Source organism: Phenylobacterium sp. (genome assembly GCF_004799395.1).
Classification (GTDB): Bacteria; Pseudomonadota; Alphaproteobacteria; order Caulobacterales; family Caulobacteraceae; genus Phenylobacterium.
Genome location: NZ_SSMZ01000069.1, coordinates 1 through 10,006, shown reverse-complemented (window position 1 = coordinate 10,006; position 10,006 = coordinate 1). Strand labels below are relative to the sequence as shown.

Below are 10,006 nucleotides of genomic sequence, written 5' to 3'. Positions count from 1 at the left end.
CCGAGCCGTGGCAGTTGGGCATGTACGTCCGCGCCTACGCCTACATGCGCAGCCACGGCGCCGATGGCCTGCGCCAGGTCGCCGAGGACGCTGTGCTGAACGCCAACTACATCAAGGCGCGCCTCGCCGCCGAGATGACGCCGGCCTTCCCGGACGGGCCCTGCATGCACGAGGCCCTGTTCGACGACGCCTGGCTGGAAGGGACGGGCGTCACCACCCTCGACTTCGCCAAGGCGATGATCGACGAGGGCTTCCATCCGATGACCATGTACTTCCCGCTGGTGGTGCACGGTGCGATGCTGATCGAGCCGACCGAGACCGAGTCCAAGCGCGAGCTCGACCGGTTCTGCGACGCCCTGCTGGCGCTGGCCAAGGCGGCCAAGGCTGGCGACGCGGAGCGGTTCACCGGCGCACCCTACCTCGCGCCGATGCGCCGGCTCGACGAGACCCAGGCCGCCCGCAAGCCGAAGCTGACCTGGCGGCCGGAGGCGGCGACGCCGCTCGCCGCGGAATAGCCCCTTCCGTAAACGGAAAGAAACTTCGCGTCTGGCGCGAGGATTTCGTGACCGGCTTGCATCGCAGGTGTGGCGCCGGCGCCATCCCGCGGTGAATAGGCGAAATGAGCGAAATTTAACCGAGGCGGCGCCTTTACGACTCTAGAGTGCGTTCGCATATCAAGCTTGCGCAGCGGCGGCTTAAGCCTCCCCTTGAGTCGTGCGCGCGCTCCCAGGTTTCGCTCCAGTGACTTTCGCCATGCCCTCCCTGCGCGTCTATCGCGCCTCCGACGAGTTCGCCCGTGAGTTAGCCTCGCGCCTGGCGCGTTGGCTGCTGCTTGGGCTGGGCGGGCTGATCATGATCGCGGGGCTGATCCTGGCGCCGCTGCCGGGGCACATCGGCCTGCCGCTGCTGGTGATCGGGCTGATGATCGTCCTGCGCAATTCGTTCCGCGCCAAGCGGCAGTTCCTGCGCATGCAGCATGCCCACCCGAACATGGTCTTCCCGATCCGCCGCCTGATGCGGCGCGACCCGGAGATCGTCCCGGTGATGTGGCAGCAGTACCTGCGCCTTGAGCGGCTGCTTCTTCCAAAGCGCGCCCGGTTCGCCGGCCGCAGCCGTCGGGCCCTGAGCCGGCGGATGAAGCGGAAGATGGCCTAGCCGCTTCATGCGACCCAGATACGAAAGCGCCCCGAAGGCAACTTCGGGGCGCTTTCTTCTGTGTTTGAGCGACCCAGGTCTACTGCAGCTTGCCCGCCATCTGCCCGATGGCCGCGTCGATCAGCGGATCGGATTTGGCTCCGGCGATGCGGGCGGCGAGCACGGTCTCGGCCATCTGGGCGGCCAGTTCGCCGGCGGCGGCCTTCACCTCGGCCGCGGCCTGAGCCTCGGCGGTGGCGATGCGTCGCTCGGCCAGCTGGCCGCGGCGCTCGATCTGCTCGGCGAGACGCTCCTGGGCCTCGGCCTGCAGACGGGTGGCCTGCTCCTGGGCGTTGGCCATGATCTCGGCGGCCAGATTCTCGGAATGCTCGCGGTCGGACTGGATACGGGCCAGAAGCGCCTGGGCCTCTTCGCGCAGGCGGTTCGCCTCATCGAGTTGCGCGCGGACCTTGTCGCCGGCGTCGCCCAGGGCCTTCCAGGCGAACTTATGCACGCCGGCGGCGACCAGGACGACCAGGAACACGACGAAGGCGACGCCGACCCAGAAATGGGCGTCGGTGAGCAGTTCCATGGTCCTAGGATCCTCTCGCCGCGGTCAGTTCCGCGGGCGTCGCGGCGCGTCCGGTGAGCTTGCCGACAATGGCGCCGGCGGCCTCGGCGGCGATGCCGGCGACATGGGTCATAGCGGCGTCGCGTGACTGGGCGATCCGCGCTTCGGCAACGCCAGCCTTCTCGGCGAGCTTGGCTTCTTCCTGCGCGAGCTTGGCCGCGACCTCGGCCTGAGCCTTGGCGCGGGCGTCTCCGGCCAAGCGCTGGGCTGCGGCCCTCGCCTGGGCCGTCTCTGCCGCCGCAGCAGCGGCCTGGGCCTCAGCCTCGTCCTTCAGCCGACGGGCGTCGGCGATGTCGCCGCTGATCTTGCCCTCGCGCGCGTCGATCGCACCGCCAACCCGCGGGGCTGCGAACAGGCGAACGAACACCAGCACGACCAGGAACATGATCAGGAACCAGGCGATCTGGCCCGGCCACCACTGGAAGTCGAACTGCGGCAGACCGGCGGGCTTCGCCTCCGGCGCGGCCGTGCTTTCTTGGGTCTCGGTCGCCATCGGCGATCAGCCTCTCAACAGTTCGGGCTCAGGAGCCGAACAGGATGAGCAGCGACACCACGAAGGCGAACAGGCCCATGGTTTCGGTCAGCGCCATGCCGAGGAACAGCATGGTCTGCTGGCTGGACGCGCCCGCCGGGTTGCGGATCGCGGCCTGCAGGTAGCTGCCGAACAGCACGCCGAGGCCAACACCGGCGCCGATCATGCCCATGGCGGCGAGGCCGGCGCCAATGAGCTTGGCGGAGGTGTGGAAGTCGACGACGGAAGCGACGGGGTTCATCTCAGGTAGTCCTCTTTGGAAATTCGTGGGGTTAGTGGCCGTGACCGAAGTTCACGACCTCGTTGAGGTACACGGTGGCCAGCGCCGCGAAGACGAAGGCCTGCAGGATCGCCACCACCAGCTCCAGGCCGGTCAGCGCCACGATCATGGTGAAGGAGAGCGCACTGGGGATGAAGGCCAGGGTCGCCAGGCCGCCGGAGAGCGCCACGATGCCCAGCGCCACCACAAAGGAGCCGAACAGGCTCATCACCACGTGGCCGCCCAGCATGTTGCCGAACAGACGCATGGCCAGCGTCACCGGCCGGACGAAGTAGGAGATCATCTCGATCGGCACCATGAAGAACAGCATGGGCCAGGGCATGCCGGAGGGCGCGAACAGGGTCACGAACTTCGGACCGTGCTTCACGAAGCCCAGGATGAAGACGCTGAAGAAGGTAAGCACGGCCAGAGTCGCGGTCACCGCGAGTTGCGAGGTCACGGCGAAGGTCAGTTCCAGGCCGCCGACGTTGAAGATCGCCAGCACGACGCTCATCAGGTTCAGCACCAGGATGACCAGGAAAAGAGCGAAAATGTAGGGCACGTAAGGCTTGCCCTCCGGGCCGATGATCGGCCCGACCAGCACCCGGTCGATGATGTTGTAGAGGCTCTCGGCCAGCGCCTGACCGCGGTTCGGCACGATCTCGCGGCGCGCGGTAAGTATGAAGAACAGGATCAGGATCGCCGCGCCGGCGATCATGCTGGCCACCGAATTGGTGATCGACATGTCGAACGCCAGCTTGCCGACATGGAAGGTCGGCAGCTCCACAATCTTGTGGATCAGGAACTGGTGCATCGGGTCGATGGCGGGTTGGTTCGCCATGGGCGGCCTTAGTCCTCGTCTTCGTCGTCGGCCGCGACAGGAACCGTCCCGCTCGCGCCCATTGCTGTCTTGTTCGCCTTCGCCGCGGCGCTGACCGCGGTAAAGATCGAGAACCCGGTGCCGATCAGCAAGCCGCCGACCACGCCCCAGGGCTGCGTATGCGCGAAGCGATCCAAGAGCCAGCCAAGGCCGACGCCGCCGAGCACCCCGCCAACCACTTCCCCCACGAAGCGGTAACCCTGCGCCATGGCCGCGTGAGTCTCGGGACTCACCTTGCGGGCTTGCGCCGCCTCCGCCGCTCCCAAGCGCTGATCGAGGCTGGCTAGGGCCTCATCTGGCGGCTCATGGGGGTGTGGCATACGTCGGAAGGCCTGATGACCGAGACGTCGCCGCCACGGCGGGGGCTTTTAGGTCGCGCGGAACCTATAGACCGTGCTGCGGCGCGTCAAGGCTGGGCGAACACAGTTTATCATGTTGTTTTTAAAAGAGATTTGTGAGGTCGCGACACATGGTCCGCGACCTGGGCTCACGGCGCGACGCCTGCCCCGGCGTCAGAGGCGACTCTGGCGCCCGGCTCACTGCGCCGCCATGGCCTCGGCTTGGCAGAGGTCGACGCTGACCAGTTGGGAGACGCCGCGCTCCGCCATCGTGACTCCGAACAGCCGATCCATGCGCGCCATGGTCACCGGATTGTGGGTGATGGCGATGAAGCGCGTCTCGGTGCGCCGGCGCATCTCGTCCAGCATGTTGCAGAAGCGGTCGACGTTGGCGTCGTCCAGCGGTGCGTCCACCTCGTCCAGCACGCAGATCGGCGCTGGCTGGGCCAGGAACACCGCGAAGATCAGGGCCGTGGCGGTGAGCGCCTGCTCGCCGCCGCTCATTAGGCTCATGGTCGCCATGCGCTTGCCGGGCGGGCAGGCGTAGATTTCCAGGCCGGCCTCAAGCGGGTCCTCCGATTCGACCAGGCGCAGCTCCGCCTGGCCGCCCTGGAACAGGGCCTGGAAGAGCGTCTTGAAGTGCTCGTTGATCACCTCGAATGCGGCCAGCAGGCGTTCGCGGCCCTCGCTGTTGAGCTCGGCGATTCCTTCGCGCAGGCGCGCGATCGCGCCGCTCAGGTCGCTGCGCTCGGCCTGCATGGTCTCCAGGCGCGCGGCGTATTCTGCAGCCTCCTCCTCGGCGCGCAGGTTGACCGGGCCAATGGCGTCGCGCTGACGTTCCAGATTGTAGAGGTGGGCCTCGATGCCGCCGGCGTCGGTTGGGATGGCGACCGCCTCGTCGGCCAGGTTCTGGGCCAGGGCTTCCGGCTCGATACGGGCGGTCTCGCGAATCTGGGCGGCGACTTCGGCGAGGCGCGCCGTCGCCGCCTCCGAATGGGCGGCGAGGCTGGCGCGCACCTCGCGGGCCTCGGAGGCGGCGGCCTCGGCGGCCCGCAGGGCGCGGTCGGCCTCGGCGCGGTCGTGCTCCGCGCCGGCCAGGGCGTCGGAGGACTTGGCGCGGCGGGCCTCGGCCACCGACAGTTCATCCAACAGGGCCGCGCGGCGTGTCTCAAGGGTCTCCGGCGCCGCCTTCGCCTTGGCGAGCTCAGCCTCGGACCTTCCGCGGGCGGCGGCCAGGGCTTCGAGCCGCTTGCCCGCGGCGGCGGCGCGGCGGGTCCAATCCTCACGGTCGGCGGTCAGAGCCTCCAGGCGCCGCTCGCGGCCGCCCTTTTCGCGGACCTCGACATCCAGGGCCGCGCGGGCCTCCGCGGCGGCCTCGCGGGCAGGCCCCGCGGCGGCGCGGGCGAAGGTCAGCCGTTCGGCGAGGTCCTCGCTTTCCGCTTCGCTGGAAGCCGCGGCCTGGGCCGTGGCCAGCGCCTGGTCGAGCTCCGCCATCTCCGCGGCGAAGCGGCTGATGACATCGTCCAGGGAGGCGGCGTGGGCCTCCTTGCGGGCGGCCTCGCGGTCAAATCGTTCGAGCGCCGTGCGTGCGGCCAGCGCTTTCTGTTCGGCGGCTGGGGTCTCCCGCCGTGCGGCGCGCAAAGCCTCTTCGATCGCGGCCAGCCGGGCCGCGACGTCCGCCTGCGTCGTCCGAGCGGCCACGGCCTTGGGCGTCAGGGCCTCGATCTCGGCCTCGACTTCGGTCAGCCGGGTCTTTTGCTCCAGACGCACTGCGGCTGGCTTCGGCGCGTCGGCGCGGGCGGTGAAGCCGTCCCAGCGCCAGAGATCACCCTCCTTGGAGACCAGCCGACAGCCGGGCGCGAGGCCGGCCTGCAGTTTGTCGCCGTCCGCCCGGTCGACCAAGGCTGTGAACATCAGCCGCGCGGTCAGGGCGGCAGGCGCCTTCACAAGTCCGACCAACGGCGTCGCGCCTTTTGGCCACGTGGGGGCCTCGGCGTTGCGGCCGCCCCAGAAGGACGGCGCGGACCTGTCCAGCGCCGCGTCCAAGTCGTCTCCCATGGCCGCGGCCAAGGCCTTCTCATAGCCGCGGTCGGGGGAGACGGAGTCCAGCACAGGGGCGAAGCCGCCACGCTTGGCCTGGGCGACCAGGGCGGCAAGCGCGCGCGCCTCGGCGGTCAGGCGGCCGAGCTGTTCGTCCAGCTTACGGGCGGCCTCTCGGGCGGATCCCTCGGTGGCCTGCGCAGCGGTGCGGTCCTCCTCGGCCTTGTCGAGGGCGGCGCGGGCGGCGGCCAGCGCGGTCTCCGCAGCCTCCAGCTCGGCCTTGGCCTGGACGGCCTGCGGGTTGGCGGTGACGCCCAGGGCTTCGCGCTCGGACTTGGCCTGGTCCAGGGCGCGGCGGGTGCGCGACTGGCGCGCCTGCGCCTCTTCCACGCGATGGGCGGCGGCCTCGCGAACGGCCTCCTGGGCGGCGACCTGGGCGGCCAGAGCCTCGACCTCGGCGTCGGCGGCGGCGCGGGCGGCCTCGGCGGCGCGGGCGGCGGCCTCCAGTTCGGGGATGCGCTCGGGCGCAGCCTTGATGGCGGCTTCAAGAGCTTCCAGGTCCTCCGCCAAGCGGGCCAGCGCCGCGCCGGCGTCCTCGACAATGTGCTCCTCGCGGTCGCGGTCGGCGTCAATGCGGGCGAGGTCGCCCGTCAGCCGCTCCATCTCAGCGGCGTGCGCCTCGTGCTCGCGGTCCAGCCGGTCCTTGTCGATAGCCAGCTTGTGCAGGATGGCCGCGGAGATGGTCTCGGCCTCACGCAGCGGCTTGATCGCCTCTTCGGCGGCGGCGGCGCGAGTGGTGGCCGCGGCTGCAGCCCCGGTGGTATCCTCGACCGCCCGGATGGCGGCAGCGGCTTCGGCGCCCAGACGTTCGGCGGCGGCCCTGGCCTCGGCCCATCGCGCGTAGAGCACCGCACCCTGCAGCGAGCGGATTTCGGCCGACAGCTTCCTGTAGCGTTCGGCCTGGCGCGCCTCGCGCTTCAGGCGGCCGAGCGTGGTTTCCAGCTCGCGGGCCACGTCCTCCAGCCGGGCCAGATTGGCCTCGGCGGCGCGCAGGCGCAGCTCCGCCTCATGGCGGCGCGAGTGCAGGCCCGAGACGCCGGCGGCCTCCTCCAGGATCATCCGCCGGTTCTGCGGCTTGGCGGCGATCAGCTCGCTGATCTGCCCCTGCCGGACCAGCGCCGGCGAGTTGGAGCCGGTCGAGGCGTCGGCGAACAGGAGCTGGACGTCGCGCGCGCGCACCTCGCGGCCATTGATCCGATAGGTCGAGCCCTCACCGCGGTCGATGCGGCGGACCACCTCGAGCACCGGATTGTCGTTGAAGGCGGCCGGCGCGCGGCGATCCGAATTGTCGATGGTCAGCGCCACCTCGGCGTGGTTGCGCGAGGGCCGGTTTCCCGAGCCGGCGAAGATCACGTCGTCCATGCCTCCGGCCCGCATGGCCTTGGCCGAATTGGCGCCCATCACCCAGCGCAACGCTTCCAGAAGGTTCGATTTGCCGCAGCCGTTCGGCCCGACGATTCCCGTGACGCCGGGCTCGATCCGGAACTCCACCGGATCGACGAAGGACTTGAAGCCCGAAAGGCGCAGCCGCTGGAAGTGCACGGGAGGTCTAGCGGCCTCCCTTGTTGGCCGAGGGAGCCTTGGTGGCGGCCGCAATGGTCGCGTCGAGCTCTTCGGCGGTCAGCGGCACGGCTTCGATCTTCTTGCCGTTGATGAACAGGGTCGGCGTCGAATTGACCCCGTCCTGATCGGCGGCGCGCTTGGCGCGGCCCACCACCGCGTCCACCGCCGCCTGGTTCTGCAGGCAGGCGTCGAAATGCGCGGCGTCGACGCCATTGGCGGCCCCGATCTCCGCCAGGATCGGCTTGACGTTGCCCTGCGTCCAGCGCGGCTGGCTGCGGAATACCTGGTCGACGACGGTGAAGTACTTGTCGGGTCCCGCGCAACGCGCCAGCAGGAAGCCGGCCGCCGCGACATTTGCCGGCTCGGTCAGCATCTCCTTCAGCGTGTAGCGCACCTTGCCGGTGTCGATGTACTTGGTCTTGAGCGCCGGAAAGACCGCCTCGTTGAAATGGGCGCAGTGCGGGCAGGAGAGCGAGGCGTATTCGATAATCTCGATCTTGGCCTTGGGGTTGCCCAGGCTCAGGTCGTCGGGCGCCGGGGCCGGCGCGGCCAAGGCGGCGCTGGCGGCGAGTGCGGCGGCGGCGGTCAGGACGGAGCGACGGTTCAGCATTCTTCGGCTCCTAGCCCGCGGCCTTGGCGATGGCGGCGTCGAGCTCGGGCAGACTCATCTCACCCTCGATCCGCACGCCGTTGATGATGAAGGTGGGTGTCGAGTCGATCTTGTCTACATGCGCATGGCGCTCGACCCGCGCCGCCAGCTGCTTTTCCGCCGTTGTGTCGCGCATGCAGGCGTCGAGTTGCGCTGGCGTCATGCCACCGGGGTCGGCGGCGATGCGGGCCAGAACCGCGCGCGGGTCGCCGGTGCGGACCATATCATCCTGGCCGCGGAACACTGCGTCTAGCACCGGGAAGTAGCGGTCCGGCCCCGCGCATCGCGCCAGTAGGAAGCCCGCCGCGGCCAGGGCCTGGGGCTCGGTCAGATATTCCTTGAGGGTGTAGCTGACCTTGCCGGTGTCGACGTACTTGGCCTTGAAGGCCGGAAAGACGTCCATGTCCCAACGTGCGCAATGCGGGCAGCTGGCCGAGGCGTATTCGATCACCTTCACCCGCGCCGCCGGATTGCCCAGGCTCATGTCGCCGGGCTGAGCCACCGAGGCGGCGTCGAGGGGCTTCTTCGCGCAGCCATCCAGGGCCAGCCCGCCAGCCGCCAGCACGGCCGCGAGGGCTGCTGCGAGGATGGGGCGGGCGAGGTTCATGGCGGGCAGGATCTCCTAAAGAGGGGCGAGTAAAGCCCGATTCCATCCGGGGCCACCAACAGCGCAACAGGCGATGGCGTCGCGGGCCCGCCTCAGTCCGTAGCTCGGGCCTTGCGCAGGACGCCGCGGCCAAGCGCCAGGAGCGCGCTCTTCAGCTTGCCCTCGGGCGCCGTGGCCAGCTCGCTCCGCAGCCCGGCCTCGGCCGCAGCGTCCAGCGGCGCAAGGCGGCGGCGCGGCTTGGCGGCGGCCTCGTGCTTCTTCTGCAGCGGGCCCTGGACGATGCGCAGCTTCTGCACAGCGTCGGCGCCCAGGAAGAGATTCACCCGGGCCAGGATCTCGTGCGCCTGGTGCTGGATGATCGCCGCCGCCGGTCCGGCCACCCGGATTTCCAGCGAGGATGGGCCGCCATTGCGGCCGCGGGTAAGTTTCACGGGCTCCGTGCGCTTGGCGATCTCGACGCCGACCACCTCGCGCCAGCGGGCTTCCAGAGCGCCGGAGCCCTGGCCGAACTTGGCGTCGAGCGCCTTCAGGGTCTTGTTCAGCGACCGACCGAGCGGCGGCGGCGGCCGGCGGGCCGGGCGCGTGCGCTTGGCGCTCAGGATCTGTAGCGCCTCTTGCGGGCTGGGCAGGTCGCGGCGGGGCATGGGCCAATCTAACGCGCATCCCGCTCGCGCGCGACCGGAGGATGACGATATGAGGAGACGTGAACGCTTCCCGTCTCCGCGCCCAGCTCCTTGCTTGGTACGACGCCAACGCCCGCGACCTGCCGTGGCGCGTCAGGCCGAAGGCGCATGCCGCGGGGATCCGCGCCGACCCCTATCGGGTGTGGCTCTCGGAGGTGATGCTGCAGCAGACCACGGTGCCGCACGCGACGCCCTATTTCCTCAGCTTCACCGCGCGCTGGCCGACCGTCCGGGACCTGGCCGCGGAAGCCAACGGCGAAGTGATGGCCGCCTGGGCCGGGCTCGGCTACTACGCTCGCGCTCGAAACCTCCTGGCCTGCGCCCGCGCCGTGGCGGGCGGCCATGGCGGACTCTTTCCTGACAGCGAAGTGGGCCTGCGCGCCCTGCCGGGTCTCGGCCCCTATACCGCCGCCGCGGTCGCCGCGATCGCCTTCGACGAACCGACCAATGTGGTCGACGGCAATGTCGAGCGCGTAATGGCGCGCCTGTTCGCCGTCGAGACCCCCTTGCCCGACGCCAAGCCGGAGCTGAAAAGCCTGGCGGCGGGTCTGGTCCGCCACGAGCGCCCCGGCGACTGGGCCCAGGCGCTGATGGACCTGGGCGCTACGGTCTGCCGTCCAAAGGCGCCGC

10 protein-coding genes and 2 pseudogenes are annotated in these 10,006 nt (G+C 69.9%); 3 read left to right on the top strand and 9 right to left on the bottom strand.

Translation table 11 applies throughout. The features are described 5' to 3' along the window. Positions 1-515, top strand: a pseudogene (locus E8A12_RS04555) (aminomethyl-transferring glycine dehydrogenase subunit GcvPB); the annotation flags it as partial. 238 nt (positions 516-753) lie between these two features. Beyond that, positions 754-1,155 (top strand): hypothetical protein, encoded by a 402-nt coding sequence (locus E8A12_RS04550; protein ID WP_293366584.1) that lies wholly within the window; start codon positions 754-756, stop codon positions 1,153-1,155. A gap of 79 nt (positions 1,156-1,234) precedes the next feature. Here the strand turns inward: E8A12_RS04550 and E8A12_RS04545 are convergent, their stop codons facing one another. The 9 genes from E8A12_RS04545 to E8A12_RS04505 form a co-directional block, all read right to left on the bottom strand. Next, positions 1,235-1,726: an ATP F0F1 synthase subunit B gene (locus E8A12_RS04545; RefSeq protein WP_293366583.1), complete on the bottom strand. Its 492-nt coding sequence runs from the start codon at positions 1,724-1,726 to the stop codon at positions 1,235-1,237. A 4-nt stretch (positions 1,727-1,730) separates the two neighbouring features. Continuing rightward, positions 1,731-2,258 carry a hypothetical protein gene (locus E8A12_RS04540; RefSeq protein ID WP_293366581.1) on the bottom strand — a complete coding sequence of 176 codons (528 nt, stop codon included), beginning with the start codon at positions 2,256-2,258 and terminating at the stop codon, positions 1,731-1,733. A 28-nt stretch (positions 2,259-2,286) separates the two neighbouring features. Continuing rightward, complete coding sequence (locus tag E8A12_RS04535) at positions 2,287-2,538, bottom strand: F0F1 ATP synthase subunit C (RefSeq protein ID WP_293366579.1); 252 nt, start codon at positions 2,536-2,538, stop codon at positions 2,287-2,289. 31 nt (positions 2,539-2,569) lie between these two features. Beyond that, positions 2,570-3,397 (bottom strand): F0F1 ATP synthase subunit A, encoded by an 828-nt coding sequence (locus tag E8A12_RS04530; protein WP_293366577.1) that lies wholly within the window; start codon positions 3,395-3,397, stop codon positions 2,570-2,572. An 8-nt stretch (positions 3,398-3,405) separates the two neighbouring features. Next, the gene (locus E8A12_RS04525; RefSeq protein ID WP_293366576.1) at positions 3,406-3,645 is read right to left on the bottom strand and encodes an AtpZ/AtpI family protein; all 240 of its coding nucleotides are present in this window, start codon (positions 3,643-3,645) and stop codon (positions 3,406-3,408) included. Positions 3,646-3,972: 327 nt separating this feature from the next. Further along, positions 3,973-7,416 (bottom strand): chromosome segregation protein SMC, encoded by a 3,444-nt coding sequence (gene smc, locus E8A12_RS04520; RefSeq protein WP_293366575.1) that lies wholly within the window; start codon positions 7,414-7,416, stop codon positions 3,973-3,975. Positions 7,417-7,423: 7 nt separating this feature from the next. Continuing rightward, positions 7,424-8,047 carry a DsbA family protein gene (locus E8A12_RS04515; RefSeq protein ID WP_293366574.1) on the bottom strand — a complete coding sequence of 208 codons (624 nt, stop codon included), beginning with the start codon at positions 8,045-8,047 and terminating at the stop codon, positions 7,424-7,426. Between the two features lie 10 nt (positions 8,048-8,057). Then, positions 8,058-8,693 (bottom strand): DsbA family protein, encoded by a 636-nt coding sequence (locus E8A12_RS04510; RefSeq protein WP_293366572.1) that lies wholly within the window; start codon positions 8,691-8,693, stop codon positions 8,058-8,060. Between the two features lie 92 nt (positions 8,694-8,785). Beyond that, positions 8,786-9,337 carry a DciA family protein gene (locus tag E8A12_RS04505; RefSeq protein WP_293366570.1) on the bottom strand — a complete coding sequence of 184 codons (552 nt, stop codon included), beginning with the start codon at positions 9,335-9,337 and terminating at the stop codon, positions 8,786-8,788. Between the two features lie 59 nt (positions 9,338-9,396). Here E8A12_RS04505 and E8A12_RS04500 point away from each other — a divergent pair. After that, positions 9,397-10,006, top strand: a pseudogene (locus E8A12_RS04500) (A/G-specific adenine glycosylase); the annotation flags it as partial.

Excerpts from the sequence above, each read along its gene's own strand:
- E8A12_RS04535 (WP_293366579.1), bottom strand. The coding sequence starts at position 2,538 with ATGAACCCCGTCGCTTCCGTCGTCGACTTCCACACCTCCGCCAAGCTC.
- E8A12_RS04550 (WP_293366584.1), top strand. The coding sequence starts at position 754 with ATGCCCTCCCTGCGCGTCTATCGCGCCTCCGACGAGTTCGCCCGTGAG.
- E8A12_RS04510 (WP_293366572.1), bottom strand. The coding sequence starts at position 8,693 with ATGAACCTCGCCCGCCCCATCCTCGCAGCAGCCCTCGCGGCCGTGCTG.
- E8A12_RS04505 (WP_293366570.1), bottom strand. The coding sequence starts at position 9,337 with ATGCCCCGCCGCGACCTGCCCAGCCCGCAAGAGGCGCTACAGATCCTG.
- E8A12_RS04525 (WP_293366576.1), bottom strand. The coding sequence starts at position 3,645 with ATGGCGCAGGGTTACCGCTTCGTGGGGGAAGTGGTTGGCGGGGTGCTC.
- E8A12_RS04545 (WP_293366583.1), bottom strand. The coding sequence starts at position 1,726 with ATGGAACTGCTCACCGACGCCCATTTCTGGGTCGGCGTCGCCTTCGTC.
- E8A12_RS04515 (WP_293366574.1), bottom strand. The coding sequence starts at position 8,047 with ATGCTGAACCGTCGCTCCGTCCTGACCGCCGCCGCCGCACTCGCCGCC.
- E8A12_RS04530 (WP_293366577.1), bottom strand. The coding sequence starts at position 3,397 with ATGGCGAACCAACCCGCCATCGACCCGATGCACCAGTTCCTGATCCAC.
- E8A12_RS04540 (WP_293366581.1), bottom strand. The coding sequence starts at position 2,258 with ATGGCGACCGAGACCCAAGAAAGCACGGCCGCGCCGGAGGCGAAGCCC.